We start from the raw sequence: 15,680 nt of genomic DNA, 5'->3' as shown, positions 1-15,680 counted from the left end.
CCAGCAAGGGGTGCGCCTGTAAGCGCGTCGAAGTAGCCGTCGTGGCAAGGACAGGCTATTCTGCCGGTGCCAGGTTGATAGAATACCGCGCATGAAAGATGAGTGCACTTCTGTTCATATGCACGCCAAAGGCCATTCTCGAGGTGAATAAGTATGTAGGGCAGCGTACTGCCTGGTATCATGAATGTTCTTGTTCCTCCCGGCGGCACGCTGTTTAGGTTGCAGATGCAATGTTCCCCGCTGATTTTTTCTGATGAAAAGAAACGGGCTCTCAGGGCCACGTAGGCACTTCCTGCGGTAAAGCCTCCGGAGAGCAGGCAAAGAAAACGGGCAAATTCTCTCCTGGTGATATAAGACGTTTCCAGACTGTTGATGGGGAAGTCGCGTTTCCAATGAGACGAGTTCATGTTGTTTGTATTAATCTACTTTTAAAACGGTACTACCTTTAGGCATCATAACATTTACTTTTGTACGTACTTCCTGGTTACCGAAAATGAATCTGCTGACAGGAGTGCTGTTGGGCCGCTCTTTCTGCAGATCTTCCCGCGTGCCATAGTAGAGTGCCTGACTGGGACAGACGGTTGCGCACATCGGTTTTTTTCCTACACTGGTTCTGTCGTAGCACATGGTGCATTTCATCATAATGTCGTAGTGTTCCATTTTTACAGGCACTCCAAAAGGGCAGGCCATCACGCAGTTGGAGCACCCGATGCAGCGGGACGTATTGGCGCTGTGGACAATGCCGGATTCGTCGCGGGTGATGGCGTCTGCGGGACATACACTGGCGCAGGCAGGCTCTTCGCAATGCATACATACCTGTACTGTTGTTTGGATAGTGTGGGCTCTGTCTACATAGTTTACATGTATCATGGTTTCCTGCCCGTTGGTTTCACATTCAGCACAGGCCATCTCACAAGCTTTGCAACCAATACAGCGTTGCATGTCGAGAAAAAATTCCATCCTGGAATATTGAATATGTGGTTCCATTTGATAAGGTGTTATATGCTGTTGAAGGCGGTATGCTCTCCCGATGTGGAAATAATCCCAAGGGGTTCCAGTTTACAGGCGCACACTTTAAACTCCGGTATTTTGGATATGGGGTCGAGGGTTCCTATTGTCAGCTGGTTGGCAGATTTTTTACCCGGCCAGTGATAGGGAATGAATACGGTGTCTTTCCGGATAGTCTCCACGATGTTGGCTGGGAACTCTCCATAGCCGCGACGTGTAGATACCCTCACCATTTCTCTCTGCCGGATATTATACCTGGCGGCGAGTTCGGGATGTATCTCCAGCAACGGCTCCGGTATTAGGTTCACGAGCTTACCAATTCTGCGTGTCTGCGTGCCGGAGAGGTATTGAGAAACTACCCGGCCTGTGGTCAGCACAACGGGGTATTCATCGTCTGTTTCTTCGCTGGGGGGTCTGTATACAACGGGATTGAAATGTGCTTTCCCATCAGGTGTCGCAAATTTTTTATCTTCCCATAAACGGGGTGTTCCCGGGTGGCTCTCATCAGGACATGGCCAGAAGATGCCCATATTCTCTTCTATTCTTTTGTAGGTGATACCATAATAATCAGCAGTGCCGCCTTTGGAGGCAACACGCAATTCATTGAAGATGTCTTCTGCATCCCGGAAGCTAAATTTGTTGCCGGCTCCGAGGCGATGCGCCAGATCCAGGATGATTGAAGTGTCCGTGTGCGCATTCCCGGGCGGGCTAACGGCCTTGCGTATACGAACTACGCGGCCTTCTGCTGTAGTTACGGTCCCCTCCTCTTCTTCGTGTAATGATCCGGGTAATATAATATCGGCATGACGGGCTGTCTCATTCATGAAAAAATCTATACAGGCATAAAACTCCAGCTTTTCAAAAGCAGCTCTTACGTAGTTGTTGTTAGGGAGAGATACAAGCGGATTAAAACAGATGGACAACAACCCTTTTATTTCTCCCCGATGAATAGCATCTATCATTTCATAGGCTGTAAGTCCTTTTTGTGGTAGGTCCGCTTCCGGGATTCCCCATACATCTGCGATGTATCTTCTGTGCTCCGGGTTGCTGATGTCACGATTGCCGGGAAGCTGATCGCATTTATGGCCATGCTCTCTTCCTCCCTGTCCATTACCCTGTCCGGTGATTGTACCATAGCCGCAATAAGGGCGGCCTATGCGCCCGGTTGCCAGTACGAGGTTAATGCATGCCATTACATTTTCGACGCCTTTGGAATGATGTTCGATGCCTCGTGCATGGAGAAGGAAGCTGGTTCTGGCTTTGCCCCAGTAATCAGCGGCCTGCCGGATTTTCTCTTTCTCAATACCCGTAATCCCTTCCGCCCATTCCAGTGAGCAGTCCTTTACGGCTTCAATGGTTTCTGCAAATCCGCTGGTATAGTTGTTTATAAACTCATGGTCTATCATATCGTGATCATGCAGGTACTTCAGCATCGCGCCGTAAAGGGCAGAGTCGGTGCCGGGTTTCACCGGCAGGTGAATATCAGCAGTACGCGCCAGCGGAATCATTCTCGGGTCAATTACAATGAGCCTGGCGCCGTTATCCCTGGCGCGCCAGAGCCAGTAAGTGAGTGTAGGGAATGTTTCGCTGACATTGGCGCCCGCCACGATGATCACTTCTGCATGTTCGAGGTCGGTATAAGTATTGGAGGTCCTGTCGAGGCCGAATGCTTTTTTATTTCCGGCACCTGCGCTGACCATACAAAGACGCCCGTTATAATCGAGATTCCTTGTTCCAACAGCTACACGGGCGAATTTCCCCATCAGGTAACTTTTCTCATTTGTAAGCGAAACGCCGGATAAGACTGCGAATGCGTCTTTATTATATTGTTGTTGGATACGCTTTATTTCTGAAGCAACATGGTCCAGCGCCTTCTCCCAGGTGAGGGGGCGGAATCCTTCGCCTTCTGCTCTTTCAAGCGGATCAAGCAAACGGTCAGGATGGTTATTCTGCAGATAGCGCTGAACACCTTTTGGGCACAGGCGGCCCTCATTAAAAGGGAATTCCATCCACGGCTCAAAGCCGACTACCTTGTTGTCTTTAACGAGCAACTGGATGCCGCATTGCATTCCGCAGAAACAGCAATGTGTTTTTATCGTCTGATCAGGATTGTCTCTTCCAGGATATCCTTCCTGGGGTGTGAAATTAAGATGAGGGCCAAATGCTTTTATCAGCTCTTCAGATGGCACGGGTAACTTTGCCATAAAGGTTGTTATTAAGATGAAGTAGTTGTACGGGTTACATGTAATAACGTTATCCAAAGAATGAACCGCTGTCCTGTCTTGCTTTCAATTGTGCCTTTGCCAGTAATGCCCGTTTCCCTTCCGGGCTGTAGTCCAGGTGTGATCTGCCATCATCCAGCGTGAAATCAAAACCTAATTGGTGCGTCACTGTTTTGAGATCTTCGATATGCAGTTGCGTTGCGAATGCGCTCCCTGTATGCGGACATACTGCCATGCCCTTTTTAGCGCCTTCTTTCTGGTAGAGATGCGCTCCGATATGAGCCGGACGTTGTATAACATGAAAGAATTTTCCGAATGGTATCCAAACGAGAAACAGTATAACAGATATTGCGTGGGTTACGGACAGATAGTCGTACGCAATCCCTTTCATGAATGCGTAGCTGAAGTTAAGGCCCAACCCTGTGAATGAAATAGTAATCAGCAGAATAAGCGGTAACAGGTCTCCTTCAAATGTTTGCGTTGCAATGAGCGCTTTATGGTTCAGGCGTCTTATAAGAAAGATGGTGGCACCCACTATCACCAGCCAGGAGCTTAATGTGAGGATGTGAAAAATGATAAATGCGAACAGTGAATGCAGATGAAAGGATGTTATTTTATACCCGAAGAACTGAACGTTATAGGAAAGGTTTCCGGTTGTGTCCAGTAGGATACCTTCATCTGTTGTAAAGTTGATCCAGCCAAGCGTTAGCGGCACTGTTACAGCAAATGCCAGTGTACATCCCCCTGCCAGGGAGAGGTGGGCAATCCATCTTTTTCTTCCCCGTTTGTAAATAAACTGTTGAAATAGCAGATGTTGTAATGAATCCTTCGTCAGAAAAATTAAGTGTGAAAAGACTCGTTTGTTCAAAACCAGCTGCCATGAACGTTTGAAGTACATCCAGGTGGGTGGGCGCTGTAACCATACACAGTAGCGGTAGACGGCGCCAAACAAAGCGAAGAGAATCCCTAAAAGATAAGCAATCAGTGCCGGGTCAAAGTTCTGTAGTTTCCTGGAGCCGTAGAATGAAACGATCACACAGGATAGTGTTGTGATACAAGCGATCAGCAAAGCTCTTTTGTTCAATGTGGAATACATAAGGCTATCCATTTTTTAGATTACGCATATGTACATTGGGTTAAACGGTGGATCCCTGCGATGGTGGTTATAATGAGATTTGGCTTTAGGACATGCTACTGAAGTTAAATTTAGGATATTTTTGTTTATCAGAAAAAGAATCATTTTCTGCAGTGCGTATCGCTGAAATACAGGCAGATAGCGAATTGTGGGTGCATTGTGTTTGCAGCGTGTATTAAAGGTATCTGTCGGTAACGTTACCGACAGATACCAGCAGAGTATGATTAGTCTGTCTTTTAACCTACATTAAGAAAATTCTCTTTGTTTCAATGATTAACGACGATCCGCCGCTTTTAGCGGCGTTGATCCCATCCTTACCAACAGTATATGAAATAGTGAATGGATATGAAATGTTGTTAGTGTTCAATACTACAACTTTGGGAATATCGGCGGCTGTTGTATTTATATGTAGAATTTCACTGAAGGCAATTCCAGAATCTGTGGAATAACGGGCTCTAACCATAATAAGGTAAGTAGAGAAAGGAATATGCTCCCCAAATATTGTTACAGGTTCGTTATTCTGTGTAATATCAGTTTTATGAATCCAACTGGCATCACTTTGCAGGAAAGTATTTACAGCATTGCGTTCATAATAAGAGAAATGTGATGGTTGCAAATTACCGGTTGATTGGAAATGACCCCGGTATAAAGAGAAGTCTATTAGTTTAGTTGTACTCAGATCATCTGTAGGAATGGCCGTGTCGTAAATGAATGCACCCATCTTCACAAATGAACTGGCAAAAGAAACCCACGCACCAATGCTTCCTTTCACATTTACTTTGCAGCGTAATAAAACAATTTTATCTACTTCTGCGCAGGAAATCTGATTGATCCGGATAGGAACTTCGCCGGCTATATTTACATCCATTGTATTAATCAGATCCTCACAATGCAATCCATCTATTTTTACATACCTGGCGAATGTTTTTAAAACCTGACCATCTTCATTAATGCTGGCGTAATCAAAGGAACAATCGTTGATAACAACTTCATCGGTATTCCAGATACGATACCCGCGGAATCCTATCCCTTTCGGCCGATCATTAAACTGTTGTACAGATATTTTTTCCAGCGTAACAGTGGTAGAGCCTCCACCATCAAATGAGCCGGAATGAGAGGAGCCGATAACGCTCTCCAGATCAATGCCAATAGCCTTTTGGGTAGATTTTCCGGGATAAACGGTAATAAATATTTGTGAAAGCTTTAATTGCCACAGGAGGCCCGTATTGGGTGTAGACTTTATTCCGGTATGAGCCATTTGTATTGCAAACTGACCAATAAAGCTATTGTTGACCTGGTCGTTGTTGGAAGTACCAGATTTATGCAGCCAAATTCCAACTGCATTCTCATCTACATCCTCATTACGAACCATTTCAAATGAAATGTTTATTCCTGAAAAATGGAGTACCTGGCCATGCAGTTCTATGGCTGTCATTGATTTGGAGGGACATAAGGTTGCATTTCTTCCTGTTACACTACCATAATTCTTTTTTATTACTAAAGTGTTTGAAATGAGATATTTCCCTGGTCCCAAATAAACGTCATTGAACTTCTCAAAAATGTGCTGTAGCAAGGGATAGGTATCTACATTACTGTTTGGTTGGATACCAAACCATAAGACATCTACAGGACCGTTGTATAGTCTTTTCCATACACCTGTAGTAATTATATCGTTTCCAATTACGGTCCCTTCATCAATGGGGTTAATGTTTGTTGTATCCCAGAAGAAAATACCACCACCACCATCTCCTTTTTGATGGTATCCTAAGACATGGTATATTGTACTGGTGTCAGGTATTGAAATTTTTTTCAGGGCGGCTATTGTCTCAATAATCATTTTTAGGGGATTTAGGATTAAAAAATGAATTTACACTCCCTAATACGCGTTATATATACGCATATGGATCCTCACGAAAAATATCTTATTGACTATTTATTTTATTGTATATTACTGTTACGAAATCTGTCGACTAATTTACACTATCATTTCCTGTTTTCCAGGTAGCTTTGTTATCTGATTTCATGAACGATGAAAAAGAGTTCCCGTTGTGCACACTGAAAGCTGACCCTGATTATCCGGTAATGATAAATATCTGAAGCCACTTTTAACTACAGACCCAACAGAAGAGCAATGCAATACATCGTTTCCACGCAGAGAAGGCAATAGGGGGTATCTTGTCTTAACCCGCGAATGGGGCAAACTGTCATCATTTAATCACCATAAAAATTCATCCAAAATGCAACAAAAGCGTTTACTGATCAGGGTATTATCAGCGTTTATTGCGCTGGCGTTTGTTACCAGTTGTAAGAAAGATTTGCAAACAAAGCAGCCCTTGTCTGGCGAGGCCACTATGGCGGCCAGCTCACTTGCTGCCAATGCCAGTTTAGACAGCCTTATTGCCTACAAAAGCCGCCCTCACCAGATCTATGCAGGGTTTTACCGGCTGGAAGGGCCCTGTTATGGCGCAGCTCCGGCGGGTACCAACTTTTCGCAGGTACCGGACAGCCTGGATATATTGATCCTGTTCTGCTTCTCACCCAGCTCTCCGGTGGTCAGCCAGGTACCGGGATGGATCAATACACTGCATACTAAAGGAACCAAAGTGATCCTGACAGGAAACCTCGACCTTGTTGCCGGCGCCACACATGACTCCGCCGGATATGCAAAGACAGCAAAATATATCATGGACAGCGTCGTGAATAAATATGGATTCGATGGTTATGACATTGATATAGAAAGCACACCTTCCGGACAAACACTCACAGATATGGCCGGCGTATATACGGCGCTGTCAAAATATCTGGGGCCTAAATCCGGCACAGGTAAGCTGCTTACGTTTGATACAAACCAAAGTGGTAGCAACAGCCTTTTCAAGAAGGTTTATAGCATGGTAGACTATGTGTGGCTGCAGGCGTACGGCCGCGGAGCCAGCACCCTGGAATCAACCTGGCAGACCTTTGCGCCTTACATCAAATCCACACAGTTTGTACCTGGATTTTCTTTTTATGAAGAAAGAGGTTATCCTTCCAATGTTTGGTATGATGTTACCTATCCGGTGAACGGAACTGGCCGCGCGTATGATTATGCCCGCTGGCAGCCAAGCTCCGGTACAAAAGGTGGTGTATTCAGTTACGCAATAGACAGAGATGCTCCGCTGACTTCTTCCACTGATGACAACCTCTACGCTCCTACCTACATCGTAAGCAAACAGTTAATCCAGATAATGAATCCTGGCGGTGGCAGCGGTGGAACAACCGGAGTAGTATTCTATCAGGACTCCAACTACGGGGGCGCCGCATCCCAGCCCATCGTAAAAGGTAATTATACGTTGTCTCAGTTACAAGCGAAAGGGTTTGTGAATGATTGGGCTTCTTCTGTAAAGATCCCTTCCGGATGGACAGTTATCATGTATGCGGATGATAATTTTTCTGGTACTTCCTGGACGCTTACTGCAAACAATAGCTGGTTTGGTGCGCTTTCCCCCAGCGCGAATGATAAAGTGAGTTCTGTGAAGATTCAATAGCAGCTATTGTGGTTTCCGGAAAAAAAGCGTATTTTTTATAGACCGGAAATTCCATCTTAAACCATATGTTATGAAAAAGAAAACATCAAAAAAACTACTACTTCAGAAAGTAAGGGTTGCCGATCTTAGCAAGTCGCACCAGGAAGCGCTTAACGGCGGCAGACCTACTATCCTCACCACCTGTGTGACAGGAAAGGAATGTACCCTTACAATAGGGCCTCCATGTGTGGATGCGTGATTATAAAAAGAAATACCGGGACCTGTAAGAAGCAGGCCCCGGTATTTACTTCAATGGATGATGGATTATTTCAACGTAATAAGCCCCGGGTCTTCAGCGGTAACCACCTTACTTTCACCAGTATCTTCCAGATGCTTTGTGGCATCAATCTTAAGCCATAGCATACCCGCACAGATAACAATACAGCCTATAATAATGATAGGGAGGTTCCAGTTGTGGGTTTCACTGACCAGATAGCCAAAACCTATTGACATGATGGTAGAGCCAATCTGCCCAAACATATGCATGGCACCGGATATGGCACCGGCATCCTTTCCACCGATGTCCGTGGCAACAGTCCATGATACCGGCAGCGTAAAATCTTTGAATGCCAGCCCCAGCGAGAGCATTACCACGCACAGGGTGTTGTTCTGCGACAATGCTGCAATGATCATACAGGCGCCAGCCATGAGAAGACCGGTCAGGCCAATAATCCTTCTTCCCCACTTCACGCCTACACGCCTTGCCAGTAAATCAGTGGAGAATCCACCCAACAAGCAGCCTATAGCCCCCAGGATAAAAGGCATTGACAGAAACCAACCGGTGGAGGTATCTAATCCCCTTCCCTGCCGCAGATACTTCGGCATCCAGGATAAGAAGAAATAAGCGCCGAACATGTAGAGGAAGTACATCATCACCAGAGCCCAGAGATTTCCGTCTTTCAGTATTTTTCCAAAGGGGATCTTATGTCCTGCTTTTTTTATTTTCCTGTTATATTCTATCTCATCAATTTCCTGCTGGCTGATGCCCTGCATCTGCGAAGGGTTTTCCCTGAAAAAGAACCACCATAGTACTGCCCAGAGCAGGCCTATACCACCGAAGATGAAAAATACATACCGCCAGCCCCAATGCTGCTGTATAGGCATAATGAACAACGGAGACAACGCTCCGCCCAGCCGGGTGAACATCCAGATGAAAGACTGTGCCCGTCCGCGTTCTGCGGTGGGAAACCATTTGGAAATAGCAATAGAAATATTAGGAAATGCGCCCGCCTCGCCACTTGCAAACAGAAAGCGGATCAGCAGCAAGGCTACAAAGCTGGTGGCCATTCCTGTGAATACCGTGAATAAGGACCACCACAGTACTACCTGCAGCAGTATTGGCTTCACACCGAATTTATCGCCCAGCATGCCTGTGGGAATCTGGAAGATGCCATATGCAATGGAGAACGCCGCCAGCAACCAACCGAATTCCTTTTCGGTAATATTGAGATCACTGGTAATGCCATGCTCTGCTACAGACAACGCCGTTCTGTCGAGATATGTGATAACTGCCAACAGACATAATACACTCAACACCAGATAACGCTTTTTCATATTACGCACATTTTATTTTAGACATTTCCTGTTATTATCTCCTTGTATCTGCCTGATATTTCATCAGAATTTTATGTTGAATGATGTGTAGTAGTAGGCTCCCATAAATCCGAACTGTGATGTGAAACGTGTGTAGGGCGTTTGGCCGCTTGATGTCAGTGAGGGAAGCGCGATCTGATCCGGATACACATTGGCAATGTTGTTGGCGCCCACGCTCCAGGAGATGCGACTGTTGATATTGTAGGTTAAAGAGGCATCCGTGATGATTTTTGCGGAGAAAGTCTGGTCCTGTTTAGGATCGCTTTGTCTTGCAGTTACCTCCCCGAAACGGGTGGCTCTTAACAGCGCCTCTACCTTACCAAGACGGTATGTGGCAGAAGCGATCACTTTATCCCTGGGCTGCGCTACTTCTATCAACCCGATCATAATACGATCCAGGATACCACTGCCCAGCGACTGTAATTTACCTGGTGTGCGGATATTGCCCTGCACCTTTGTTTCGTTCAGCATTATAGCTGCATTCAACGTCAGTTCACTTTTGGGGTTGAACTTCTCGCGCCAGGTGGCTACTACGTCCAGCCCTTTGGTGCGGGTATCAATGGCATTAGAGAAGAACTGTACCTGTGCATATCCTGATCCTGCAAATACAGCAGTAAGCGGTTCGCTGGAAGCATCCAACTGTGCAGAGATCACGACCCGGTCTTTAATGTCAATCTGGTATGCATCTGCTGTCAGCAGGAACTTGTGGCCCAGCTGTAAAGTGAAGCCGGCATTGTAGTCCATGGAAGTTTCGGCTTTCAGCTTACCCACACCCAGTGCCTGTACATAGGGATTGTCATTGCGCAGATGTGCGACGGGATAGGCATCAAATACGCCGTTGATCGTAAGCCATTGCGCGTCTGCATTGCTGCTGTAATACAGCTGATGCATAGAAGGCGCACGGAAGCTCCTGTTGACAGAACCGCGGATGGCAAAGGCTTCGGAAAGTTTATAACGTGCGGAAAATTTACCGGAAACGTTTGCTCCGAAATCACTGTAGTTCTCAAAACGAAGAGCAGCGCCCAACAGCAGTTTGCTGGTAATATCACTTTCTGCATCGACGTATACGCCTATGTTGTTACGGTTACGGACCACCGCATTCTGGGTGCCTATCCCTTCTCTCCCGCTCGCGCCTATATCCATGTTCTGCCATGCACCTTTTTTCCAGGAAGCGTCATCGCCTGCGCGCATGCGGTAGTTTTCCAGGCGGAATTCAGATCCCAGCGCGAGACCAAGGGATTTCAGACTGCCTGTATGCGTAAAGTTGCGTGAGAAATTTATATTGCTGGTACTCTGACCAAATTTAAGCTGGCCGGTGTAAAAGCTGGTGGGAGAAGCATCTCCGTAAGATGGATTCACAGTAGTATTGACATACATATCAATTTTATTCTGCCCATAGGTTGTGCTGAAGTCCATGTTCCAGCCGTTGGCGGAGGTTCGCTTGATACCTGCCGTTGCTGCTGCGTCCTGCAGGATACCGGGAAACACGGGTGAGTACCCATTGGGATAGGTATTAAGTACGGTGCGTTTGGCATTACTGGGTGGCCGAAGGAAGCCGTAAGCGGTCATGTCTTTGTAGGAATATCCACCGAATGAGTAAAAGGCCCAGTTGTTTTGCAACGGAACTTCAAGGTTATAGAAACCGACACCCATGGTATTTTTGGAGATACCGTATTTAGCGACATCCCGGTTGAAGTTTCTGGCGGCAACGATGGAATCGTCCTGCCTTTGGTTATTGACATATACCCGTCCTGTGTAGTTGCCGGAGCGGTCTGTTGGTTCGTTGTGATGAAACTGGAAAGTAGTATTGATAAATCCACCTTTCTTACCCAATGGCAGCCCGAAGTTTAATGACTGTTCATAGGTTTGCCCGTCACCTTCTTTGGTTTGTCCGTAATGCCCGCTGACGCTACCTCCCGATGAGTTGCGTTTCAATTGTATATTGACAATACCGGCAATAGCATCTGAACCATATTGAGCCGCAGCGCCATCACGGAGTATTTCCACTCTTTCGATGGCAGCTGTTGGTATGGCATTGAGATCGGTGCCGACGGTGCCTCTGCCTACAACGTTATTGACATTCAGTGCAGCAGACTGGTGTCTGCGCTTGCCGTTGATCAGCACGAGTGTCTGGTCTGGTCCAAGCCCGCGCAATGTGGCGGGGTCTACATACGAAGTAACATTACTGATGCCATGTTTGGTGGAGTTAAAGGAGGGCGCTGAGAAGTGGATCATCTGCGCCAGTTCCGTCTGCCCGGTCTTCTGCATTTCCTTGCTTGATATAACATCGATTGGTACCGGCTTTTCCACATTGGTGCGTGCAATATTTGATCTTGACCCCACTACCACTACTTCGCCCATTTTCTGGGCCGTAGTGCTCAGTAGTATTTCCAGATCGGATTGATGGCCTATCGTTATTTCCTGTGGCTCATAGCCTACATAGTGAATCAGCAAGACATCGCCTGGGGAGACATCCAGCTGAAAGGCGCCATTATTGTCCGTAATGCTTCCTTTGTTTTTTCCTTTGATAGAGATCCGTGCCCCGGGCAGTGGCGTCTTATCAGTGGCAGATAATACTTTCCCATGGATGGGCTTCACGGTTACTTCTGCAACGGCCAGTGGCGCGGGTTTCTCCACCTTTATTGGTACAGGTACCGCTGCTGTGGCTGAAACAATTGTGATCTGTTTTGCGGATATTTTTTTGTAGGTAAGATGAAAGGGGGCCAGCAGATTACCAAGATCTTCGTCCAGGTTGCCGTGCATGGTGAAGGCGAAATTACCGGTTTCCCTGTTGTGGATCAATTTGTCCATGTATACGAAACTGACCTGGTATTGTTTCTCCAGTTCCGAAAGCCATGCTTTCAGGCTACGGGTAAGAAATGGCTGCAGCGCTTCTTCCGCGGCGTTGTTGCTGGTCGGGCGAGTGTAACTGTAGGCATGTACAGTGGTGTGGTATGTGCAAACGAGCAGGCATACAGCCGCCATTTGCCTGGATAAAGGCAATGGAAATTTCATAACGGAATTTTTGTTAAAGGGACTTTACTTTTTCTGGATGATGATTTGGTTGTTTTCTTTCTTTACATCTGTACTTAAAATACCCGACAAAGTGCTCATGACATCTTCCTCCTCCTGTAATTCTATGGTACCGGATATCTGTATCTTCTTCATGTTGCTGTTACGGATGACGAAAGGCGTACCATAATAGTTTTGCAAATACATGCAAACTTCTTCCAGCGATTGATGTTCAAATATGAACTGGTGACGCATCCAGGCGGTATGCAGCTGTGGGTCCACCTGTTTCCGGGTCCAGTTTTTTGTTTGTTTGTTATAATGAAGGTAATCGTTGGGTTGCAAGACAAAAGGGTCATGTACCCCGGGAACGGTTACACGAACTTTCCCACTTTGCAGCATAACAGTTGTGTTGTCAGTACTCCTGACATTAAATTCAGTTCCCAGTACTGACACCTCCATGCCGTTGGTGTGGACAATAAATCCGGCCGGGCCCTGGCCGGAAGTATTGACTGGTTTAACCTTCAGGAAGGCTTCTCCATCTATCCATACTTCACGATGTCTTGCTGACCATTCTTTATTGTAACGCAACGTTGAATGGGCATTGAGAATAACTTCCGTACTGTCTGGTAACCATACTGAGCGGGTTTCTCCGTATGGAGTGGTAATAATTGTTCTGGTGTCTGATAACCAATTCCATAACAGCGCAGTACCGGCTATCAGGCTGGCAGCAATGGCTGCCACACGAATCCATACCGGCCGGCGCTGCAGTTGCCGGACAGATGTAAACTCCCCATCTGATGCTATGGTAGTGTCGATACGTTGCTTTAACCGTATATCAAAATCAGGTGGAACATCTTCCTCCGCAAACCTGAACCGCAGTATCAACTCCCTGGCCTGTTGTACCAGCATACGCTTTTCAGGGTGGTGCTGTAACCATTGATTCAGTTGCCGTTCCTGTTCTGCGTCTGACAACAGTACTCCCTGGATGAAAGCATCATCCTGCAGAAAGTCGTCCAGCGTGTAATTATGATAACGATCCATAATGCTTTTTTACAGGGCTCTTAAAAGAGAGGAGAAATTGAATTTTATTACCCCACGAAAAGGAAAGTTTTTTATTTTTTTTCTGACAACCGCTTAACAGAGCCACAGCAGCAGTATCAAACTGCTATGCGGGAGCGTTTCGCGCAGGGTGGCGATGGCCCTGCCCATAAGTTTATAGCAGGCTTTTACGGAGAGGTTCATGTTTCTGGCAACTTCTTCAAAAGGCAGCCCTTCATAATAGCGGAGGTATATGACCTCCCGTTGCCGGGCGGTCAGCTGGTCGAGCAGGCGCGCTACGCGTTCTCTCAGGATGCTGTCCTGCTCTCTGTCCATCAATACGGCTTCGGGAGAAAGGATTAGCCTGAACTCATAATTTTCATCGGTAGTTATCGGGCGGATATTCCTTCTTTGTTCTTTTTCTATGCGATGCAACAGCCCTGTTCGCAGAGACTTCATCAGGTAGCCTTTGAAAGACCGTTGTATTTCCAGCTCATGGCGTTTGCTCCAGCACCATACAAAGAGGTCGTGGAGGCAGTCTTCCACGATTGCCTGATCCGCTGTGAATTTAAGCCCATACTGGGTGAGACCTTTGATGTACTTATTGTATAACGCTGTGAATGCAGTATAATCACCGGCTTTCATTTGCCGGAGCCATTGTTCATCTTCATGAAAGTGGTATGCAGAAACGGCTGAACCCATACAGTTGACAGATCGTTGTGCTTTGTTGATAGTCAGTGTAACCCTGAAAAAGGTACAACAAATTATTTACTTGAAAAGCAAAGGATCTTCTTTAGTGAAATGAGAAAAAATAAAGTAACGATAAAACAGGAATTTATCAGAACCATATTATCTTACAGCACAAACAGTTTAACCTTTACCTTATTACTCATAACCCGGTACTGTCATTTTTATTAAATAATAAGATAATATTTTAAAGTAATGAAGATTTTATCCCGTATCCTATTATGCTGCGCCTTCTTTTGTAGTATGCGTGCCACTGCCCAGATTGTTCCATTTGATACGCTGGTTAGTAATGGTTCTGACAGAAAAATTCTTTTTAACACCTCCACCTGGGGCAGCGGTTTTGGTCATAAGATCTATTCTATTGATCCCGGTAGCAGAACGGATCTCCGTATTGCAGGCCGGCATAATTCAGCAGACTGGAAGGACCTCTTGACAATTTCCTCATTGGGGAATGTGGGTATTGGTAATTCCAATCCCCTGACCCTGTTGCATACCACGGCATTCAACAATACAAACAATACTTCTGCATTTATATGGGGACAGTATTGGGGAGTGGCCATGTCTGTTGCAGATACGCTGCCATCGCGTTATGCATTTTCTGTGTCTTCACATCAGAACTCAGATGGACAGCCAGCTTCTGCCAAAGGAATCCGGAGCCTGTTGTATGTCAGAGCCGATGGGAATGTTGGTATAGGACTGACTTCTCCTGCTGCCGGGCTTCATGTTGCTAAAGTCGCCATTTTGGAAAATGGAGAACGTGCAGCAGCGATATTAGGCAATACTTATCTGGACTGGACTTATTTTGGTGCATCCACAGGTGGAAAAATAAGAGGCAGCAATGAAGGCTATCTTGCGCTGGAAACAAACTCCAAAGGATCAGATAAGAACATTTACATGAACACCTCATCCGCCGGAAACGTCATTATGGCCACTGGTGGTGGTAATGTTTGTATTGGTACAGCGCGTTCCAACGGGTATAAACTGGCTGTTGAAGGCACCATCGGCGCCAGAAAGATCAAAGTAGAGCAGGTAGCCTGGGCTGATTATGTTTTCCATCCGGAATATAAACTGCCTACGCTGCAATCAGTGGAAGATTATATAACAGCACATAAACATCTTCCGGATATTCCTTCTGATAAAGAAGTAAAGGAGAATGGTCTTGACCTCGGCGATATGAACAAAAGGCTTTTGCAGAAAGTAGAAGAGCTGACCTTGTATCTTATATCACAGGATAAGAAGCTGGAAAATGTTCAGCAGCGCATGACACAGCTTGAACAGGAGAATGCTGCGATGAAAAAACAGTTGGAAGAGAACAGGAAGTAATATTTTTAAAATAAGAGAAAGGGCTTTCAGTATTTGCTG

Annotated in this window: 12 protein-coding genes; 3 read left to right on the top strand and 9 right to left on the bottom strand. The window is 46.1% G+C overall.

The window, feature by feature from the left end:
• The 5 genes from VM802_RS17600 to VM802_RS17580 form a co-directional block, all read right to left on the bottom strand.
• The coding region (locus tag VM802_RS17600; protein WP_325532880.1) for a QcrA and Rieske domain-containing protein at positions 1–407 on the bottom strand (407 nt) is incomplete at its 3' end.
• 10 nt (positions 408–417) lie between these two features.
• Positions 418–987: a 4Fe-4S dicluster domain-containing protein gene (locus VM802_RS17595; protein WP_325532878.1), complete on the bottom strand. Its 570-nt coding sequence runs from the start codon at positions 985–987 to the stop codon at positions 418–420.
• Between the two features lie 11 nt (positions 988–998).
• Positions 999–3,212, bottom strand: coding sequence for a molybdopterin oxidoreductase family protein (locus tag VM802_RS17590; protein ID WP_325532876.1), 2,214 nt, complete (start codon positions 3,210–3,212; stop codon positions 999–1,001).
• 49 nt (positions 3,213–3,261) lie between these two features.
• On the bottom strand, positions 3,262–4,326 hold the full coding sequence (locus tag VM802_RS17585; RefSeq protein ID WP_325532874.1) for a hypothetical protein: 1,065 nt from the start codon (positions 4,324–4,326) through the stop codon (positions 3,262–3,264).
• Positions 4,327–4,606: 280 nt separating this feature from the next.
• The gene (locus VM802_RS17580) at positions 4,607–6,202 is read right to left on the bottom strand and encodes a putative phage tail protein (RefSeq protein WP_325532872.1); all 1,596 of its coding nucleotides are present in this window, start codon (positions 6,200–6,202) and stop codon (positions 4,607–4,609) included.
• Positions 6,203–6,602: 400 nt separating this feature from the next.
• Between VM802_RS17580 and VM802_RS17575 the strand changes: the two genes are divergently transcribed.
• Positions 6,603–7,889: an EndoS/ChiA family endoglycosidase gene (locus VM802_RS17575; RefSeq protein ID WP_325532870.1), complete on the top strand. Its 1,287-nt coding sequence runs from the start codon at positions 6,603–6,605 to the stop codon at positions 7,887–7,889.
• A gap of 70 nt (positions 7,890–7,959) precedes the next feature.
• Positions 7,960–8,127 (top strand): class I lanthipeptide, encoded by a 168-nt coding sequence (locus tag VM802_RS17570; protein ID WP_325532868.1) that lies wholly within the window; start codon positions 7,960–7,962, stop codon positions 8,125–8,127.
• Positions 8,128–8,192: 65 nt separating this feature from the next.
• Here the strand turns inward: VM802_RS17570 and VM802_RS17565 are convergent, their stop codons facing one another.
• The 4 genes from VM802_RS17565 to VM802_RS17550 all read right to left on the bottom strand — a co-directional run bounded on the left by VM802_RS17565 (position 8,193) and on the right by VM802_RS17550 (position 14,273).
• Positions 8,193–9,482 (bottom strand): MFS transporter, encoded by a 1,290-nt coding sequence (locus tag VM802_RS17565; RefSeq protein WP_325532866.1) that lies wholly within the window; start codon positions 9,480–9,482, stop codon positions 8,193–8,195.
• A 63-nt stretch (positions 9,483–9,545) separates the two neighbouring features.
• Positions 9,546–12,536: a TonB-dependent receptor gene (locus VM802_RS17560; RefSeq protein WP_325532864.1), complete on the bottom strand. Its 2,991-nt coding sequence runs from the start codon at positions 12,534–12,536 to the stop codon at positions 9,546–9,548.
• A gap of 24 nt (positions 12,537–12,560) precedes the next feature.
• On the bottom strand, positions 12,561–13,574 hold the full coding sequence (locus VM802_RS17555) for a FecR domain-containing protein (RefSeq protein WP_325532863.1): 1,014 nt from the start codon (positions 13,572–13,574) through the stop codon (positions 12,561–12,563).
• Between the two features lie 93 nt (positions 13,575–13,667).
• Entirely contained in the window at positions 13,668–14,273 is a 606-nt protein-coding gene (locus VM802_RS17550; RefSeq protein ID WP_325532861.1) for an RNA polymerase sigma factor, read from the bottom strand.
• 240 nt (positions 14,274–14,513) lie between these two features.
• Here VM802_RS17550 and VM802_RS17545 point away from each other — a divergent pair, with 240 nt between their 5' ends.
• Positions 14,514–15,641 (top strand): hypothetical protein, encoded by a 1,128-nt coding sequence (locus VM802_RS17545; RefSeq protein ID WP_325532859.1) that lies wholly within the window; start codon positions 14,514–14,516, stop codon positions 15,639–15,641.
• Positions 15,642–15,680: the final 39 nt, after the last annotated feature.

It is taken from the genome of Chitinophaga sp., from assembly GCF_035538455.1.
GTDB lineage: Bacteria > Bacteroidota > Bacteroidia > Chitinophagales > Chitinophagaceae > Chitinophaga.
This window is presented reverse-complemented; position numbering and strand designations above follow the sequence as displayed.

Excerpts from the sequence above, each read along its gene's own strand:
- VM802_RS17580 (WP_325532872.1), bottom strand. The coding sequence starts at position 6,202 with ATGATTATTGAGACAATAGCCGCCCTGAAAAAAATTTCAATACCTGAC.
- VM802_RS17565 (WP_325532866.1), bottom strand. The coding sequence starts at position 9,482 with ATGAAAAAGCGTTATCTGGTGTTGAGTGTATTATGTCTGTTGGCAGTT.
- VM802_RS17550 (WP_325532861.1), bottom strand. The coding sequence starts at position 14,273 with ATGGGTTCAGCCGTTTCTGCATACCACTTTCATGAAGATGAACAATGG.
- VM802_RS17575 (WP_325532870.1), top strand. The coding sequence starts at position 6,603 with ATGCAACAAAAGCGTTTACTGATCAGGGTATTATCAGCGTTTATTGCG.
- VM802_RS17560 (WP_325532864.1), bottom strand. The coding sequence starts at position 12,536 with ATGAAATTTCCATTGCCTTTATCCAGGCAAATGGCGGCTGTATGCCTG.
- VM802_RS17595 (WP_325532878.1), bottom strand. The coding sequence starts at position 987 with ATGGAACCACATATTCAATATTCCAGGATGGAATTTTTTCTCGACATG.
- VM802_RS17585 (WP_325532874.1), bottom strand. The coding sequence starts at position 4,326 with ATGTATTCCACATTGAACAAAAGAGCTTTGCTGATCGCTTGTATCACA.
- VM802_RS17555 (WP_325532863.1), bottom strand. The coding sequence starts at position 13,574 with ATGGATCGTTATCATAATTACACGCTGGACGACTTTCTGCAGGATGAT.
- VM802_RS17570 (WP_325532868.1), top strand. The coding sequence starts at position 7,960 with ATGAAAAAGAAAACATCAAAAAAACTACTACTTCAGAAAGTAAGGGTT.
- VM802_RS17545 (WP_325532859.1), top strand. The coding sequence starts at position 14,514 with ATGAAGATTTTATCCCGTATCCTATTATGCTGCGCCTTCTTTTGTAGT.
- VM802_RS17590 (WP_325532876.1), bottom strand. The coding sequence starts at position 3,212 with ATGGCAAAGTTACCCGTGCCATCTGAAGAGCTGATAAAAGCATTTGGC.